This is a genomic window from Pseudomonas yamanorum, assembly GCF_900105735.1.
Classification (GTDB): Bacteria; Pseudomonadota; Gammaproteobacteria; order Pseudomonadales; family Pseudomonadaceae; genus Aquipseudomonas; species Aquipseudomonas yamanorum.
This window is the reverse complement of sequence record NZ_LT629793.1, coordinates 1,461,484-1,479,855: the sequence shown is the minus strand read 5'-3', so window position 1 is coordinate 1,479,855 and position 18,372 is coordinate 1,461,484. Positions and strand designations below refer to the sequence as shown.

At 55.6% G+C, this 18,372-nt stretch carries 14 protein-coding genes; all 14 read left to right on the top strand.

The annotated features are described in order from the left end of the window. Nucleotides 1-123: 123 nt before the first annotated feature. The 14 genes from gyrA (at nt 124) to BLU46_RS07175 (ending at nt 18,359) form a co-directional block, all read left to right on the top strand. Complete coding sequence (gene gyrA / locus BLU46_RS07240; RefSeq protein ID WP_017477315.1) at nt 124-2,787, top strand: DNA gyrase subunit A; 2,664 nt, start codon at nt 124-126, stop codon at nt 2,785-2,787. 111 nt (nt 2,788-2,898) lie between these two features. Then, on the top strand, nt 2,899-3,984 hold the full coding sequence (gene serC, locus BLU46_RS07235) for a 3-phosphoserine/phosphohydroxythreonine transaminase (protein ID WP_093200255.1): 1,086 nt from the start codon (nt 2,899-2,901) through the stop codon (nt 3,982-3,984). Beyond that, nucleotides 3,984-5,078 carry a prephenate dehydratase gene (gene pheA, locus BLU46_RS07230; RefSeq protein WP_003218812.1) on the top strand — a complete coding sequence of 365 codons (1,095 nt, stop codon included), beginning with the start codon at nt 3,984-3,986 and terminating at the stop codon, nt 5,076-5,078. Before serC ends, pheA begins: the two co-directional genes overlap by 1 nt. Before the next feature lie 9 nt (nt 5,079-5,087). Further along, complete coding sequence (hisC, locus tag BLU46_RS07225) at nt 5,088-6,200, top strand: histidinol-phosphate transaminase (RefSeq protein ID WP_063032165.1); 1,113 nt, start codon at nt 5,088-5,090, stop codon at nt 6,198-6,200. Nucleotides 6,201-6,228: 28 nt separating this feature from the next. Next, nucleotides 6,229-8,439: a bifunctional prephenate dehydrogenase/3-phosphoshikimate 1-carboxyvinyltransferase gene (locus BLU46_RS07220; protein WP_231988894.1), complete on the top strand. Its 2,211-nt coding sequence runs from the start codon at nt 6,229-6,231 to the stop codon at nt 8,437-8,439. Continuing rightward, complete coding sequence (gene cmk, locus BLU46_RS07215; RefSeq protein ID WP_003172653.1) at nt 8,436-9,125, top strand: (d)CMP kinase; 690 nt, start codon at nt 8,436-8,438, stop codon at nt 9,123-9,125. The genes BLU46_RS07220 and cmk overlap by 4 nt, the downstream gene beginning before the upstream one ends. Nucleotides 9,126-9,244: 119 nt before the next feature. Beyond that, nucleotides 9,245-10,939 carry a 30S ribosomal protein S1 gene (gene rpsA / locus BLU46_RS07210; protein WP_093200246.1) on the top strand — a complete coding sequence of 565 codons (1,695 nt, stop codon included), beginning with the start codon at nt 9,245-9,247 and terminating at the stop codon, nt 10,937-10,939. Between the two features lie 339 nt (nt 10,940-11,278). Next, nucleotides 11,279-11,575, top strand: a complete 297-nt coding sequence (ihfB, locus tag BLU46_RS07205; protein ID WP_003218804.1) for an integration host factor subunit beta — start codon at nt 11,279-11,281, stop codon at nt 11,573-11,575. 24 nt (nt 11,576-11,599) lie between these two features. Next, entirely contained in the window at nt 11,600-11,842 is a 243-nt protein-coding gene (locus BLU46_RS07200) for a LapA family protein (protein ID WP_063032161.1), read from the top strand. A gap of 426 nt (nt 11,843-12,268) precedes the next feature. Beyond that, nucleotides 12,269-13,579 (top strand): Wzz/FepE/Etk N-terminal domain-containing protein, encoded by a 1,311-nt coding sequence (locus tag BLU46_RS07195; protein WP_081253202.1) that lies wholly within the window; start codon nt 12,269-12,271, stop codon nt 13,577-13,579. Between the two features lie 326 nt (nt 13,580-13,905). After that, complete coding sequence (locus BLU46_RS07190) at nt 13,906-14,727, top strand: GNAT family N-acetyltransferase (RefSeq protein ID WP_157721292.1); 822 nt, start codon at nt 13,906-13,908, stop codon at nt 14,725-14,727. A gap of 3 nt (nt 14,728-14,730) precedes the next feature. Next, nucleotides 14,731-15,834 (top strand): DegT/DnrJ/EryC1/StrS family aminotransferase, encoded by a 1,104-nt coding sequence (locus BLU46_RS07185; RefSeq protein ID WP_093200241.1) that lies wholly within the window; start codon nt 14,731-14,733, stop codon nt 15,832-15,834. Between the two features lie 15 nt (nt 15,835-15,849). Then, nucleotides 15,850-16,998, top strand: coding sequence for a DegT/DnrJ/EryC1/StrS family aminotransferase (locus BLU46_RS07180; RefSeq protein WP_093200240.1), 1,149 nt, complete (start codon nt 15,850-15,852; stop codon nt 16,996-16,998). After that, complete coding sequence (locus BLU46_RS07175; RefSeq protein WP_093200238.1) at nt 16,995-18,359, top strand: lipopolysaccharide biosynthesis protein; 1,365 nt, start codon at nt 16,995-16,997, stop codon at nt 18,357-18,359. Before BLU46_RS07180 ends, BLU46_RS07175 begins: the two co-directional genes overlap by 4 nt. The last annotated feature ends 13 nt before the right edge of the window (nt 18,360-18,372 follow it).

Genomic DNA, 18,372 nt, shown 5'->3' with positions numbered 1-18,372 from the left:
GATCCGTGTCATAACTCGTTGATTTGTCGTAAGTCGTTGCCAGGCATCATGCCGGCAGCGGCGAGCTTCGTTCGTCCCATAGGATGTGACGAGGTTTCACCCGAAAAAGGAATCAGGCTTCTCATGGGCGAACTGGCCAAAGAAATCCTCCCGGTCAATATCGAAGACGAGCTGAAACAGTCCTACCTCGACTACGCGATGAGCGTAATTGTCGGTCGGGCACTGCCTGATGCGCGCGATGGCTTGAAGCCCGTGCACAGGCGTGTGCTGTTCGCGATGAGCGAGCTGGGTAACGATTGGAACAAGCCGTACAAGAAATCTGCCCGTGTTGTCGGTGACGTGATCGGTAAGTATCACCCTCACGGCGACACTGCGGTGTACGACACCATCGTTCGGATGGCCCAGCCGTTTTCCCTGCGCTACTTGCTGGTAGACGGCCAGGGTAACTTCGGTTCGGTCGACGGCGATAACGCTGCGGCTATGCGATACACCGAAGTGCGCATGACCAAGCTGGCGCACGAGCTGCTGGCGGACCTGCACAAGGAAACCGTGGACTGGGTGCCGAACTACGACGGCACCGAAATGATCCCGGCGGTCATGCCGACCCGTATTCCTAACCTGTTGGTCAACGGCTCCAGCGGTATCGCCGTGGGCATGGCCACCAACATCCCGCCACACAACCTCGGTGAAGTGATCGACGGTTGCCTGGCCCTCATCGACAACCCCGAGCTGACCGTCGATGAGCTGATGCAGTACATCCCCGGCCCGGACTTCCCGACGGCCGCGATCATCAACGGTCGTGCCGGCATCATCGAAGCTTACCGTACCGGTCGTGGCCGCATTTACATGCGCGCCCGCTCGATCATCGAAGACATCGACAAGGTCGGTGGCCGTCAGCAGATCGTCATCACCGAACTGCCTTACCAGTTGAACAAGGCGCGTCTGATCGAGAAGATCGCCGAGCTGGTTAAAGAGAAGAAACTGGAAGGCATCACCGAACTGCGCGACGAGTCTGACAAAGACGGTATGCGCGTGGTGATCGAGCTGCGTCGTGGCGAAGTGCCTGAGGTGATCCTCAACAACCTCTACGCCCAGACCCAGCTGCAAAGCGTATTCGGTATCAACGTGGTAGCGCTGATCGACGGCCGCCCGCGCATCCTGAACCTCAAGGATCTGCTGGAAGCCTTCGTGCGTCACCGCCGCGAAGTGGTGACCCGCCGTACCGTGTTCGAACTGCGCAAGGCCCGTGAACGCGGCCACATCCTGGAAGGCCAGGCGGTTGCGTTGTCGAACATCGACCCGGTCATCGCCCTGATCAAGGCCTCGCCGACCCCGTCGGAAGCTAAAGAAGCCCTGATCAAGATGCCGTGGGAATCCAGCGCCGTAGTGGCGATGGTTGAACGTGCCGGTGCCGATTCGTGCCGTCCGGAGACCCTGGACCCACAATACGGCCTGCGCGACGGCAAATATTTCCTGTCGCCGGAACAGGCCCAGGCCATTCTGGAACTGCGTCTGCACCGTCTGACCGGCCTGGAACACGAGAAGCTGCTGGCCGAGTACCAGGAGATTCTCAACCAGATCGGCGAGTTGATCCGCATCCTCAATAGCGCCGTGCGCCTGATGGAAGTGATCCGCGAAGAACTGGAAGTGATTCGCGCCGAATACGGCGACGTGCGCCGCACCGAGATTCTCGATGCCCGTCTCGACCTGACCCTGGGTGACATGATCCCGGAAGAAGATCGCGTCGTGACCATCTCCCACGGTGGCTATGCCAAGACCCAGCCGTTGGCTGCGTACCAGGCCCAGCGCCGTGGCGGTAAAGGCAAATCGGCTACCGGCGTCAAGGATGAGGACTACATCGCTCACCTGCTGGTCGCCAACAGCCACACAACGCTGCTGCTGTTCTCCAGCAAGGGCAAGGTGTACTGGCTGAAAACCTACGAAATCCCGGAAGCGTCCCGCGCCGCCCGTGGTCGTCCGTTGGTCAACCTGCTGCCGCTGGACAGTGATGAATACATCACCACCATGCTGCCGGTGGACGAGTACACCGAAGGTCACTTCATCTTCATGGCCACTGCGAAAGGCACCGTGAAGAAGACCCCGCTGGAATCCTTCAGCCGTCAACGCAGCGTGGGCCTGATCGCCCTCGAACTGGACGAAGGCGACGTGTTGATCAGCGCAGCCATCACCGACGGCGAGCGTGAAGTCATGCTGTTCTCCGACGGCGGCAAGGTCACGCGCTTCAAGGAATCCGACGTTCGCGCCATGGGCCGTACCGCCCGCGGTGTGCGCGGCATGCGTCTGCCGGAAGGGCAGAAGCTGATTTCGATGCTGATCCCGGAAGAAGGCAGCGAGATCCTCACTGCTTCCGAGCGTGGTTATGGCAAGCGCACCGCTATCAGCGAGTTCCCGGAGTACAAACGTGGTGGCCAGGGCGTTATCGCCATGGTCAGCAACGACCGCAATGGCCGTCTGGTCGGCGCGGTCCAGGTGCTCGACGGCGAGGAAATCATGCTGATTTCCGACCAGGGCACCCTGGTGCGTACCCGGGTTGATGAAGTGTCGAGCCTGGGGCGTAACACCCAGGGCGTGACCTTGATCAAGCTGGCCAAGGACGAAAAACTGGTCGGCCTCGAGCGTGTCCAGGAGCCATCGGAAGTGGAAGGCGAAGAGCTGGAAGGTGAAGAGGGGATTGCACTCGAGGGGCAAGTGATCGGCGATGCCGATGACGGCGTCGACGAGCCAACACTCGACGCTGCCGCAGACGAAGAAGAACCGCAGGAATAAGCGGACACACAGGGGGCGGATGAAGATTCGCCCCCTTGTTGTTTGTCCCTTTTGAAAATGTTGAAACCCCGAATTATTGCACCACCCCACCAGATCAGAGTGAGATTGGATGTGAGCAAGAGAGCCTATAACTTCTGTGCCGGTCCCGCGGCGCTTCCTGAAGCAGTCCTGCAGCGCGCGCAGGGTGAACTCCTCGACTGGCATGGAAAAGGCCTCTCCGTGATGGAAATGAGCCATCGCAGCGATGAGTTCGTGTCCATTGCCACCAAGGCCGAGCAGGATATGCGCGACTTGCTGGACATCCCATCTGACTACAAAGTGTTGTTCCTGCAGGGTGGCGCGAGCCAGCAGTTTGCTCAGATCCCGCTGAACCTGCTGCCGGAAAGTGGCACTGCCGACTATATCGATACCGGTATCTGGGGGCAGAAGGCTATTGAAGAGGCGTCCCGTTACGGTCACGTCAATGTGGCGGGCACTGCCAAGCCTTACGACTATTTCGCCATCCCCGGGCAGAACGAGTGGAAGCTCTCGAAAGACGCGGCCTACGTTCACTACGTAGCGAACGAAACCATCGGCGGCCTGGAATTCGACTGGGTGCCGGAAGTGGGCGATGTTCCGCTGGTGTGCGACATGTCCTCGGACATCCTTTCGCGTCCTATTGATGTGTCCAAGTACGGCATGATCTACGCCGGCGCGCAGAAGAACATCGGCCCGAGCGGCATCCTGGTCAACATCATCCGTGAAGACCTGCTGGGGCGTGCGCGCTCGCTGTGCCCGACCATGCTCAACTACAAGGTCGCGGCCGATAACGGCTCGATGTACAACACCCCGCCGGCCTTCGCCTGGTACCTGTCGGGCCTGGTGTTCGAATGGCTGAAAGAGCAGGGCGGTGTGGCTGCCATGGGCAAGCTCAACGAAGAGAAGAAACGTACCTTGTACGATTTCATCGACAGTAGTGGCCTGTACAGCAACCCGATCAACCTGACCGATCGCTCGTGGATGAACGTGCCGTTCCGTCTGGCTGACGACCGCCTGGACAAGCCATTCCTGGCCGGCGCCGACGAGCGCGGCCTGTTGAACCTCAAGGGCCACCGTTCGGTAGGTGGCATGCGCGCCTCCATCTATAACGCTGTCGATATCCACGCCGTCAAGGCGCTGGTGGCTTACATGGCAGAGTTCGAAAAGGAACACGGCTAATGTCTGAGCAAGAACTCAAGGCGCTGCGCGTACGCATTGACAGCCTGGACGAGAAAGTCCTGGAGCTGATCAGTGAGCGCGCGCGGTGCGCCCAGGAAGTTGCACGGGTGAAAATGGCGTCCCTGGCTGAAGGCGAAGTGCCGGTGTTCTACCGGCCGGAGCGTGAAGCCCAGGTGCTCAAGCGCGTGATGGAGCGCAACAAGGGCCCGTTGGGCAACGAAGAAATGGCGCGGTTGTTCCGTGAAATCATGTCTTCGTGCCTGGCGCTGGAACAGCCGCTGAAAGTGGCTTACCTGGGCCCTGAAGGCACCTTCACCCAAGCCGCGGCCATGAAGCATTTCGGCCACGCGGTGATCAGCAAGCCGATGGCAGCGATCGATGAAGTGTTCCGTGAAGTGGCAGCCGGTGCGGTGAATTTTGGCGTGGTGCCGGTGGAAAACTCCACTGAAGGCGCGGTCAACCACACCCTCGACAGCTTCCTTGAGCACGACATGGTGATCTGCGGCGAAGTTGAGCTGCGTATCCACCATCACCTGTTGGTGGGTGAAAACACCAAGACCGACAGCATCAGCCGCATCTATTCCCACGCCCAGTCCCTGGCCCAGTGCCGCAAGTGGCTGGACGCGCACTACCCGAATGTGGAGCGCGTGGCAGTGTCCAGCAACGCCGAAGCGGCGAAGCGGGTCAAGGGTGAGTGGAATTCGGCGGCGATTGCCGGCGACATGGCCGCTGGCCTGTACGGCCTGACGCGCCTGGCCGAAAAAATCGAGGACCGCCCGGATAACTCCACGCGCTTCCTGATGATTGGCAGCCAGGAAGTGCCGCCGACCGGCGACGACAAGACGTCGATCATCGTTTCCATGAGCAACAAGCCTGGCGCGCTGCATGAGCTGCTGGTGCCGTTCCACGACAACGGGATTGACCTGACGCGAATCGAGACGCGTCCTTCGCGCAGCGGTAAATGGACTTATGTGTTCTTTATCGACTTCGTCGGCCATCACCGCGACCCACTGGTCAAGGGTGTGCTCGAGAAAATCAGTCAGGAAGCCGTGGCACTCAAGGTGCTGGGCTCTTACCCGAAAGCGGTTTTGTGAGGCTTTAACATGAGTGGCAACTTCCTCGCCCTGGCACAGCCGGGCGTGCAACAACTGTCGCCTTACGTTCCGGGCAAGCCTGTGGACGAGCTGGCGCGTGAGTTGAACCTGGATCCGTCGAAGATCGTAAAACTGGCCAGTAACGAAAACCCGATGGGCCCAAGCCCCAAGGTATTGGCTGCGATTCGTGACGCGCTGGCTGAGCTGACTCGGTATCCGGACGGGAACGGTTTTGAGCTCAAGTCCTTGTTGGCGGAAAAATGCCGCGTTGAGCTGAATCAGGTGACCTTGGGTAACGGCTCCAACGACATTCTGGAGCTGGTCGGCCGTGCCTATCTGGCGCCGGGCCTGAACGCTGTGTTCAGCGAGCATGCATTTGCGGTCTATCCGATCGTCACTCAGGCCGTTGGTGCCGAGGCGCGCGTGATTCCTGCGAAAGACTGGGGTCATGACCTGCAGGGCATGCTGGCGGCCATCGATGAGCAGACCCGCGTCGTGTTTATCGCCAACCCGAACAACCCGACCGGTACCTGGTTCAGCGCCGAGGTGCTGGACAACTTCTTGCAAGACGTGCCGGAGCACGTGCTGGTGGTGCTGGACGAGGCTTACATCGAGTACGCCGAAGGCAGCGACCTGCCGGATGGCCTGGACTTCCTCGCGGCTTATCCGAACTTGCTGGTCTCGCGTACGTTCTCCAAGGCTTACGGCCTGGCGTCGTTGCGGGTCGGCTATGGCCTGTCCACCCCGGTGGTGGCCGATGTGCTGAACCGCGTTCGCCAGCCATTCAACGTCAACAGCCTCGCGCTGGCGGCCGCTTGCGCTGCGGTGCAGGACGCTGAATACCTTGAGGAAGGCCGTCGCCTCAACGAAAGCGGCATGCTGCAGTTGCAGGAAGGCTTCCGTGAGCTGGGTTTGGGCTGGATTCCTTCCAAGGGCAACTTCATTTGTGTCGACCTGGGTCAAGTGGCCGCTCCTGTGTTCCAGGGCCTGTTGCGTGAAGGTGTGATCGTGCGTCCGGTGGCCAATTACGGCATGCCGAACCACTTGCGCATCACCATTGGACTGCCTGCTGAAAACAGCCGCTTCCTCGAGGCGCTGGCCAAGGTTCTGGCTCGTGGTTGATGTCACTGCATTGCAACCTGCTGTGCCTATGATCGGTCGCCTGGTGGTGGTCGGTCTGGGATTGATCGGCGGCTCCTTCGCCAAGGGCCTGCGGGAAAGCGGCCTGTGTGGCGAAGTGGTCGGTGTGGACCTGGACCCGCAGTCGCGCAAGCTGGCGGTGGAGTTGGGCGTGGTGGACCGCTGTGAGGCGGACCTCGCCGTTGCCTGTCGGGGTGCGGATGTCATTCAGTTGGCGGTACCGATCCTGGCCATGGAGAAGTTGCTGGCGCTGTTGGCCGGCATGGATCTGGGTCAGGCGATCCTGACCGACGTCGGCAGTGCCAAGGGCAATGTGGTGCGTGCGGCGCGGTTGGCCTTTGGTGGCATGCCTGCGCGGTTTGTGCCTGGGCATCCGATTGCCGGGTCCGAGCAGAGCGGCGTTGAGGCGTCCAATGCGCAGCTGTTCCGTCGTCATAAAGTGATTCTGACGCCGCTGGATGAAACCGATCCTGCGGCATTGGCCGTGGTGGATCGGCTTTGGCGCGAGCTGGGGGCGGATGTCGAGCATATGCAGGTCGAGCGCCACGATGAAGTGTTGGCGGCGACCAGCCATCTGCCGCATTTGCTGGCGTTTGGCCTGGTGGACTCGTTGGCCAAGCGCAACGAGAACCTCGAGATTTTCCGTTACGCCGCCGGCGGTTTCCGTGATTTTACCCGGATCGCCGGTAGCGACCCGGTGATGTGGCACGACATCTTCCTCGCTAACCGCGATGCAGTACTGCGTACCCTGGATACCTTCCGCAGCGACCTCGACGCCTTGCGCGACGCAGTGGATGCGGGCGACGGGCATCAGTTGTTGGGCGTGTTCACCCGTGCGCGGGTGGCGCGGGAGCATTTCAGCAAGATTTTGGCGCGTCGGGCTTATATGGATGCGGCTGCAAGCGCGGATGACCTGGTGTTTCTCGCCAGTCCCGGTGGTCGCTTGAGCGGGCAGATTCGGATGCCTGGGGATAAATCGATCTCCCATCGCTCGATCATGCTCGGCTCTCTGGCGGACGGTGTCACCGAGGTAGAGGGTTTCCTGGAGGGGGAAGATGCCTTGGCGACCTTGCAGGCGTTTCGCGACATGGGGGTGGTGATTGAGGGGCCGCACCATGGGCGCGTCACCATTCACGGGGTTGGTCTGCATGGGTTGAAGTCGGCGCCGGGTCCGATCTATCTCGGCAACTCCGGCACCTCCATGCGGCTGTTGTCCGGTTTGCTGGCGGCTCAGAGCTTTGACAGTGTGTTGACGGGTGATGCCTCGCTGTCCAAGCGTCCGATGAATCGCGTGGCCAAGCCATTGCGCGAAATGGGCGCGGTGATCGAGACCGGGCCGGAAGGGCGCCCGCCGCTGACCATTCGCGGTGGCCAGGCACTTAAGGGGCTGACCTACGCATTGCCGATGGCCAGTGCTCAGGTTAAATCCTGCCTGTTGCTGGCTGGGTTGTACGCCGAGGGTAAAACCTCGATTACCGAACCGGCGCCGACCCGTGACCATACCGAGCGGATGTTGCGTGGGTTTGGTTATCCGGTGGAGGTGGCGGGCGCTACGGCTTCGGTCGAGTCCGGTCACGCGCTGACCGCAACCCATATCGAAGTACCCGGGGATATTTCCTCTTCGGCGTTCTTCCTGGTGGCGGCGTCGATTGCCGAAGGCTCCGAGCTTTTGCTTGAGCATGTGGGCATCAATCCGACCCGTACCGGGGTGATCGATATCCTGCGGTTGATGGGCGCGGATATCACCCTGGAAAACCAGCGGGAAGTGGGTGGCGAGCCGGTTGCTGATTTGCGTGTTCGCGCGGCGCCGTTGAAGGGGATCGAGATTCCCGAGGCGTTGGTTCCGCTGGCTATCGATGAATTTCCGGTGCTGTTCGTGGCGGCGGCATGCGCCGAAGGCCGAACGGTATTGCGCGGGGCGCAGGAGTTGCGGGTCAAGGAGTCCGACCGGATCCAGGTCATGGCCGACGGTCTGCTCGCCCTGGGCGTGAAGTGTGAACCGACACCTGATGGGATTATCATCGACGGTGGCGTTATAGGCGGCGGCGAAGTGCATGCCCATGGTGATCACCGGATTGCCATGGCCTTCAGCGTGGCCTCCCTGCGAGCGGCTGCGCCGATTCGTATCCATGACTGTGCCAACGTGGCTACGTCTTTTCCGAATTTTCTTACACTGTGTGCCCAAGTCGGCATTCGTGTTGCCCAAGAGGCTCAATTGTGAATATCAAAGCACCGGTGATTACCATCGACGGGCCAAGTGGCTCGGGCAAAGGCACGATCGCCGGCATCCTGGCCAAGCGCCTGGGCTGGTGCCTGCTGGACTCCGGGGCGCTGTACCGCTTGCTGGCCTTTGCCGCACGTAACCATGGCGTCGACCTGACCAACGAAGAATCGCTGAAGCTGCTGGCTGCGCACCTCGACGTGCAGTTCGTCGGGGCGACGGAAGGTCATCCTCAGCGCATCATCCTGGAAGGGGACGATGTGACCGATGACCTGCGTAACGAACAGGTCGGTTCCTGGGCTTCCCAGGTCGCCGCATTGCCGGCGGTGCGCGACGCTCTGCTGCAGCGCCAGCGGGCTTTTCAGGAGCCGCCGGGTCTGGTGGCCGATGGCCGCGACATGGGCACGGTGGTGTTTCCTGAGGCGCCGCTGAAGATTTTCCTGACTGCCAGTGCCGAGGAGCGGGCCCGCCGCCGTTACTTGCAGTTGAAGGGCAAAGTCGATGGTGTTAGTCTGTCGAGTCTGCTAGATGAGATCCGTGCACGCGATGAGCGTGATACCCAGCGTGCGGTAGCCCCGCTCAAGCCGGCGGCTGACGCCATACAGCTGGATTCCACGGAGTTGTCCATCGAGCAGGTGCTGGAACGCATCTTGAGTGAAATCGCCATTCGCGATATCGCCGGGTGACCAAGAAGGCCGCAGGGGACCAGTCATAGTCCTGTGGTGCTTCTTTTAATTGAAACTGACCCACACCGTCTGGGGTGTGGAGATGGGCGTATTCTTCGCCCTTATCAACAGGAATTAAAATGAGCGAAAGCTTTGCGGAACTCTTTGAAGAAAGCCTAAAAACCCTGAACCTTCAGGCAGGCTCCATCATCACCGGTGTTATCGTTGATATCTATTACCAAGCTCGCTGGGTAACCGTTCACGCTGGTCTGAAGTCTGAAGCTCTGATCCCGCTGGAACAGTTCTACAACGATGCTGGTGACCTGACTATCAATGTCGGTGACGAAGTTCACGTTGCTCTGGACTCGGTTGAAGACGGTTTCGGTGAAACCAAGCTGTCCCGTGAAAAAGCCAAGCGCGCTGAATGCTGGATTGTTCTCGAAGCAGCCTTCGCAGCTGAAGAAGTGGTCAAGGGCGTTATCAACGGTAAGGTTAAAGGCGGCTTCACTGTCGACGTTAACGGCATCCGTGCGTTCCTGCCAGGTTCTTTGGTCGACGTTCGTCCTGTGCGCGACACCACGCACCTGGAAGGCAAAGAACTCGAATTCAAGGTCATCAAGCTCGACCAGAAGCGCAACAACGTTGTCGTTTCCCGTCGCAGCGTCCTGGAAGCAGAGAACTCCGCCGAGCGTGAAGCTCTGCTGGAATCCCTGCAGGAAGGCCAACAAGTCAAAGGTATCGTCAAGAACCTCACCGATTACGGCGCATTCGTCGATCTGGGTGGCGTCGATGGCCTGCTGCACATTACCGACATGGCTTGGAAGCGTATCAAGCATCCATCGGAAATCGTCAATGTTGGCGACGAGATCGATGTCAAGGTTCTGAAGTACGATCGTGAGCGCAACCGTGTCTCCCTGGGCTTGAAGCAGCTGGGCGAAGATCCATGGGTCGCTATCAAGGCTCGTTACCCAGAAAGCACCCGCGTCACCGCACGTGTTACCAACCTGACCGACTACGGCTGCTTCGCAGAGCTGGAAGAAGGCGTGGAAGGCCTGGTACACGTTTCCGAAATGGACTGGACCAACAAAAACATCCACCCTTCGAAAGTCGTACAAGTCGGCGACGAAGTGGAAGTTATGGTTCTGGACATCGACGAAGAGCGTCGTCGTATCTCCCTCGGCATCAAGCAGTGCAAATCTAACCCATGGGAAGATTTCTCTGGCCAGTTCAACAAGGGCGATAAAATCTCCGGCACCATCAAGTCGATCACCGATTTCGGTATCTTCATTGGTCTGGACGGCGGCATCGACGGCCTGGTTCACCTGTCCGACATCTCCTGGAACGAAGTTGGCGAAGAAGCTGTTCGTCGTTTCAAGAAGGGCGACGAGCTGGACACCGTTATCCTGTCGGTTGACCCAGAGCGCGAGCGCATCTCCCTGGGTATCAAGCAACTGGAAAGCGATCCGTTCTCCGAGTACGTTCAAGAGAACGACAAAGGCGCAATCGTTAAAGGCATCGTGAAGGAAGTTGACGCTAAAGGCGCCATCATCACTCTGGCCGACGATATCGAAGCGACTCTGAAAGCCTCCGAAATCAGCCGTGACCGCGTTGAAGACGCGCGCAACGTTCTGAAAGAAGGCGAAGAAGTAGAAGCCAAGATCATCAGCGTTGACCGCAAGAGCCGCGTAATCCAGCTCTCCATCAAGTCGAAAGACGACGCTGAAGAGAAAGAAGCCATCCAGAGCCTGCGCGACAAGCCAGCTACCTCTGAGCCTTCTGCTGGTCCTACCACTCTGGGCGACCTGCTGCGTGCACAAATGGAAAAACAGAACTAAGTTCTGTCAGACCATAGAAAAAGGGCGACTTCGGTCGCCCTTTTTTGTGCCTGGAATTTGGTGTTGTGTGCAACGTCGCCTTGGCGTTATGCGGCTGAGGCGCTGTCGTCTCGCTGGCAGTTTATTCGACCTCGTAGGCTGTATCTGACAGTGAATGCGCTGAAGTGGCTCCAGCGAGGCTGAGCGAGAGCTGGCTGTCGTAGTGCGTAATGCCAACTCTCTTCGAGTTACACCCCAAGTCTTTGAATATAAGTCAATACATGGGCTGTTCAAATTCCTCCGGTCATGCTAAAACCTTCGAAGCGCTTTTCCTAGCTGCTTGAAAAAGAAGGGAAAAATATGACGAAGTCGGAGTTGATCGAACGAATTGTCACCCATCAAGGGCTGCTCTCATCCAAAGATGTGGAGCTAGCCATCAAGACTATGCTTGAACAGATGTCGCAGTGCCTGGCCACCGGCGATCGGATTGAGATTCGTGGGTTTGGTAGCTTTTCGCTGCATTACCGGGCGCCGCGTGTGGGGCGTAACCCGAAGACTGGCCAATCCGTTAGCCTCGATGGCAAGTTCGTGCCTCACTTCAAGCCGGGCAAGGAATTGCGGGATCGGGTGAACGAAGATGAGGAAGAAGGCGTCTGAGTGTTTTTGGGGTAGGAGAAGGTTATGCGTGGGGTTAAGCGCGTTGCAGTTGTGCTGGCGGTGCTGATTGTAGCTTTGGTAGTAGTGGCATTTGTGCTGGAGAATCAGCGGAACGTGTCCCTTTCATTCCTGGGATTTGCTACTGGGCAGGCACCGGCGTCGGTATTTATTGTGGGCGCCTTTATTGTTGGAATGTTGATCGGGCCGCTATTGGGGGCTTTGTTTCGCAATCGCCGCCGTAAGGCCGTTGCCGCGGGAAGGATCTAGTCGCGTTTCCAGATTGCTTTGCAAAGGCTTGTGAGGGTGTTGGGTACCGTTCGTCAGATAATTTTATTTAAATTGAGTCTCGATCGATGCATGGTGCCGTATTGATGAGGTCACTGTAGGAAGTTATGCGGACGTTACATTCAGTGTTGTCTCGTCCATTCAGAATTTTTTCCCTTTTTTGTTCTCCTCGAACGAAGCCAGTGAGGGTTTCCCCTAGTGCCGTAGGAGTATTCCTACGGATATGTCAAGACTTGTAATGTGTCGGATAGCTGGCAAACTGAGATCAGTTCTCGAAACGGGCAATTGTGCGCTAAAAACTTGGCAGAGACGCTGGGACTTAGCGGCTAGATAAACAGAATAAAAGAACCCACACAATTAAGTCTGCATAACGAGCCAGCAGTTTCTCTTTGAAGGCAGGTCTTTGTTGTGAGTAGTAGTTTTCGCGCTCCACCCGTACCACCGTCTGACGAAATCGATATCGTCGCGCTATTTCAAGCGATTTGGCGGCAAAAAAAGCTCATCATGATCATGGCGGCTGGCACTGGCTTGCTGGCTGGCATGTATGCCTTCACGGTCACTCCGGTGTATCAGGTAAGTAGCGTCTTGCGCCCTGTTGCGATCAACGAGCTGGATGCGCTGAACCGGTCAGAGGTTTATACGCTTCCTCCCAGTGCTGCGCTTTTAAAGGTCGGAACTTCGCTGGAGTCTTATGAGACAAGGCTCGGGTTCTTTCGTGAGAATCAACAGTTATTCAAGGCCTTTGTACGTCCAGGGCGGAGCTTGGAGCAAAGTTTCGAAGAGTTTAATCGGAACTCCATCAATCTTTCCACATCGAACACAAAAAATACCGACGCCTTAAGTTCATTTCTAAAACTTGAGATGAATTACCCTGAAGGCGTTGATGGTGTTTCTATTCTTAATGGTTTTGTAGCCTATGCCGTTGCCGTCGAGCGCAAGCAAGTTGCCGCGGATATTGATGTGATTGTGAAAAATCGGCTCAGAGAGCTGCAAGGTAAGTTGGAGGCGGCACGCTCAGGTTATTTAAATGATAAGCAGAGCAAAATTGCTTCTTTGCAAGAGGTTGACGTTTTGCGTCGTTCTCAGTTAATGGATGAGCTAAAAGCCCTTCGTGAGCAGTTGAAGACCCAGCGCACTTACCGTGTAGCCCAGTTAGATGAGGCTATTGGTATCGCGCGTTCGTTGGGGATTGTTAAGCCGACCACGCCTACGTCTTTGGGGGACTCGGCGGGTTCGAGCGTTAGTGTTATGCGAACAGAAATAAACAATCAGCAAATCCCCCTTTACTTTATGGGTGTGGATGCACTAAAGGCTGAACGCGCGGCGTTGATGGCACGCAAGTCAGACGATTTCACCGAGGGGCGTATCTCGCAAATAGCAAAAGAGTTGCAATTGCTCAAGTCAAATCGACAAATTGAAGTGCTAAATCAGCGTAAAAATGAAGATATTTTTCTTGCGGGCATAGAGCCGTTACGCGCCGAAATCGCCCGGTTGAAGAACCTTAATGTCAACTTGGACAATCTCAAGCTTGTCGTTATTGATCGGCAGGCCCTGGAGCCATTGCAGCCGGTGAAACCGAAAAAAACACTGATCATTCTGTTTGGCCTGATTGCGGGCGGTCTTCTCGGTGGGGTCATCGCGCTTACGCGTGGCTGGGCGGCCAGTCGTCCTGCGATGGTGAGTCTTCCCATGAGGGTGGAAAGTCCCCAGGTTAAGTGATTCCTTTTGCGGCTATATGCTCGTATTTACGGCTGATCCAGGTTCTCCTGCGAACGCGTTTTATTCTTCCTGAGGGTGCTGGAGGAGAGCGTTTTCGTTGCCTTCATGTGGGAACTCAGGAGATAGGAGAGCGTCCTATGAGCAATCGATGCGCTTGGGTGTTCGCGTGAGAGGCCTAGCGTCTCGCTCAACCCAATATTGAAGTCTGAGTGGTCTTTCTCGTCCCTGGGGCTTTTGAGTGCGGAGCAACGATAAAAACGGTAAAATCTCGAGTCAGAATTTTGTCATTTTGTCTTGTGCCGCCTTAATAAATGGAGTCACATCGGATGGACCCTACGTTCAAACCAGTTATTTCTTCGGGGGTTCCGGAGAGTGCTCGTCAACTGTTTTGGGAGGTTTTTTTTTCCTCCAGAGGGCGGGGAATCGACCTTCTCACCCATTTTCCTTGGATGTCGTGCGTCGAAAAGGTCTCTTGTGTCGAAATCAAGGACTCATCAGTCTCTGATGAGACAATTGCTGCGTTAGTCATTAGAACCCTGGATGTCAGCAAAGACGTTTCTGTTGGGCTCATAGGTTTAGTCTGTGTGGATGAAAAATCCCGTGGAAAAGGCTTGGCTTCGAGCTTAATGAGCAGCGCAATAAAATTTGGCGAGCACCAAAATCTGGCTGCATTGATCCTGTGGACGCAAAAGCCGGAGGTTTATACCGGTCAAGGGTTTATCACCGATGAGCGAGACCGCTTCGGCCATATTCAGTTGATGCAAGAGCAACGCAGCACGTTAGCGTACACGACGCGCGACTGGCCCGACTCATCATATGCCGGCGAGGCTGAGCGTGGCCTTCCTCCTTTTGCGACCGGCGGGCAGATGATCTCAAGCGAGAACGCGGGAATCATCGTGCTCGTAGCGGGTGGAGGACTGAGCATAGCGGACTGGTTTGGGAGGGAAAAAGATGTTGTCGATTTGATCAGGGCATCCATGTCGGATCGCTGTTCTCTCAACGTTGGTGAAGAGGATTCTTTAATATCCGAGTTGGAAGAACAGGGCCTTGAATTTGATTTAAGTCCAGCGGCCATTAGGATGGTTAGATATTTGGGCGTCGCTGCTCCTGTTGAACTACCCAAAATTAAATTTCTTGATCGGATCTGAAAAATGTCAAGTGAAGCCTCACCTATTCCTCTTGTTAAAGTCGCGATGCCCCCACGTGAAGCTCTCCTTCCTGCTCTGGAGTCTGTTCTGTACAGCGGGATGATCTCTGAAGGGGAGTTCGTTTATCGTTTTGAAGATGTATTTGCCAAGATGTTCAGGCTGAATAACGTGCTGGCCACAAGTAGTGGCACAGCCGCTCTGCACTTGGCGATGCTGCTTGCCGGTGTAGAAGCCGGGGAGGAGGTCATCACCACATCAATGACTGCGGAGCCGACCAACACGACTATTCTGCAAATGGGGGCCATTCCTGTCTTCGCAGATGTGGACCGTCTCACCGGAAATCTTTGTCCGAAAGCAGTGGAAGCTGCAATTACGGAAAAAACCAAGGCTATCTGTGTTGTGCATTACGCCGGTTACCCTGCGTGCTTGAAAGAGCTGAGAGAAATTGCAGATCGGCACGATGTTTCGTTGATTGAAGATTGCGCCCACGCATTGGGAGCCGAATACAATGGACAACCTATTGGTACAATAGGCGATTACGCTATTTATTCCTTTCAGGCAATCAAGCATATGACGACCGTCGACGGCGGCCTGCTGATGATGAAAGATTCGAGCCAAATGGGTGAGGCGCGTAAATTGCGTTGGTTTGGTCTGGCCAAAGGTGTTCCCCGCACTGAAGTAGATATAACGAGGGTAGGTTATAAATACAATATGCATAACGTCGCTGCCGTTATTGGCCTAAAACAATTGGAAGTTGTTTCCCCTTTGTTGCAGCGGCATTACGAAAACGGTCGTTATTTTGATCAGGCTTTGCAAGGTGTAGCGGGCTTGTCTCCAGCTCCCGTACAGGCGGGAGTGAAGCCTGCTTATTGGCTCTATACACTTCTAGCAGACGACTCGGATGAAGTTGAGAAGCTACTGGCAGCCAACGGCATTATGGCCTCGAAGCTACATCGTCCCAATCATTTGCATTCCATTTTCAAGCCGTTCGCCGGCCCCATGCCTGGGCTAGAGAGTTTTTATAAGCGCCTGGTTCATATTCCATGTGGTTGGTGGGTGTCCGATGATGACCGTGACCGTATCGCTGGCATACTAAAGCGAGGTTGAAGAGAGAAATCAATTATGTCCAAGATTTTTCCGTTGTATGGCGTGGTCAGTACTCCTGAGATGGAAGAGATCGCGCTGAATGTATTACGCTCCGGTAGGATTGCGGGCGGAGAGTGGGTCGAAAAGTTTGAGCAGGGCCTAAAAGGGGTAGTTGGTCTGCCTCATGTAGTATCGACGGTAGACATGACGAGTGCGCTCTTTCTTGCTCTGCATCTTGCGGGTGTACAGGAGGGAGATGAGGTTCTGACTACGGCTTTCGCATGCCTTTCCACAAACTCAGCAATTGCTCAATTGAAGGCCATGCCTGTTTGGGTAGACGTAAGCGTTGGCACGGTATCTATGGATGTCGCCGATCTCGAATCAAAGATCAGCAAAAAAACAAAAGCTGTAGTTCTGTATCACGTTGCTGGTTATCCGGGACCCGCGAAAGAGGTTGCTGACCTGTGTAAAAAACATAATCTCGTGCTGATAGAAGATTGTGACAATGCGCTCTTGGCAACACGGGATTCTTTACCTGTCGGCTCACAGGGTGACTTTGCCATCTATTCGTTTTATCCAAATCGGCAAATTAATGCGACTGAAGGTGGTGCCTTGGCCTGCCGCACGGAGGCCATGGCGATAAAAGCGCGTCGTTTGAGGCGCTTCGGTATTGATTTTTCCACCTTCAGAACGAACGCCGGAGAGATAAACCCATTATCTGATATTCCCGAGATTGGTTGGGGTATGACGATGAATAACCTGTGTTCTGCCTTAGGGGCCTCGCAGTTATCCACGTTAAAGGAAAGGTGGGAGGCAACCGTTAGAAACGTTCAGAAATTGCGCGCTCTTATCTCCGGCGTAGCAGGCTTGACGCCTGTGCCGGTTCAGGACACCGAAGTGCCCGCATATTGGGTATTTTTGCTATTCGTTGACGAACAAGAGCGCGTATTAGGTGAGTTGAAAAAGAACGGAGTTATGGCTTCGCGGGTGCATCAGCGTAATGATATATATAGTGGCTTTGGCGGTCAGACCTATAAGCTGCCCAATACTGACTACCTACAAGCCCACATAATAGGGGTGCCTTGCGGTTGGTGGCTCGAAGAGGCTGATTTGATTTATATTGCCGCTACTTTAAAAAACGCCGCAGCAGTGTCCGTCATCGATAGAGCCGATGGACATTCATGAACTGGCGAACTCATGTGATTGGTCGAATGTTGATGCTGTACGCAGGGAGGTCGTCCAGTCTGTTGGTCGCCTTTTTGTTTTTGCCTTTATATAGTCGTTTATTGGGCAGTGCACAATTTGGCGTTGTTGCGGTAATACTTTCTCTTCAGGCGCTTCTGGTCATGATGGACTTGGGCATGTCTACGTTGACCGGAAGAGAGGTTTCTGTCGCCAGCAGCACAGACAACTCACTATTGACGCTGGTGCGCACTGCAGAACTAAGCTTGTCAGGGTTTTATGCGTTATTATTCTTCATCGCGGTAACGTTAAAGCTGTTCTACTTTGCTCAGTCTGTATCTTGGTTGGTTGTGATTGGCGCTGTGGTTCTGTTCTGGTTGCTGGTAATGCAGAATCTTTATTATTGCAGCTTGATAGCACGGCGTAGCTATACGTTAGGCAGTGGTATACAAATAGTTGGGTTGGTTGTCCGTGCGTGTGCAACGGCTGCTGCTTTAAGTTATATATCGGCAACGCTTGAAGTTTTTATCGTTACGCAGTTGGTGATTACCGCGGTGCATTGGTGGATTTCTCGACGCGTTTTTATCTCCGTGATTTCGGAAGGCGTTGACTCAAGCGCCCCGATAAAGTCGCCCACGGTTACTGACGCATGGGCTTTGACTAAAATGGGCGGAGCACTGGTTTTGTTCTCTGCGGCAGGCGCTGCAGTGACTCAACTGGACAAACCTATAATCTCAATGTTTGCTTCCGCCAGTAGCGTCGCGCCTTACTATTTGGCCAGTTTGTTATGCATGACGCCCATTTCTATTTTGGCTGGACCGGTTAGCCAATATTTTCAACCGATTTTCTTGCGTGAGGCGGCCCAGGACGGCGGCCGGAAAAAAGCGCAAAAAACAGTCTCCAGATTTGCACTGTCGGTTTTTGTCGTCACAGCGCTACCCACCTTTATTTTGTGGTGGTTTCGCGTACCGATTATCGATCTCTGGATGGGGCCAGGTGAGAATAATGGCATTATCGCAACCTACGTTGCGATATTGCTACCTGGTTTGGCCATCGGGGCATTTGGATTTATACCCTACAGTCAACTGATTTATGCGAAAGATTACCGGTTTCAGGCTGTGATGTCCGCGTGCTTGACGGTCATAACGTTGGCGTTGGCCACTCTCGCCGCGGTAGGAAAGAATGTCGAGGCTGTATGCTATATCTACTCTGCATACCATACGGCATCAACCTTGGTCTCTTGGATTCGTGCTTCGATGCTGCCTGAAGTGGGCTCATACGCTAGGAGTACTGCGTTACTGATATCGACGCTTGTGCTGGCGTCTTTCACGGTTTTTGGACTGGCTTTATATATATTTATTTGATGGATGGGTTCGA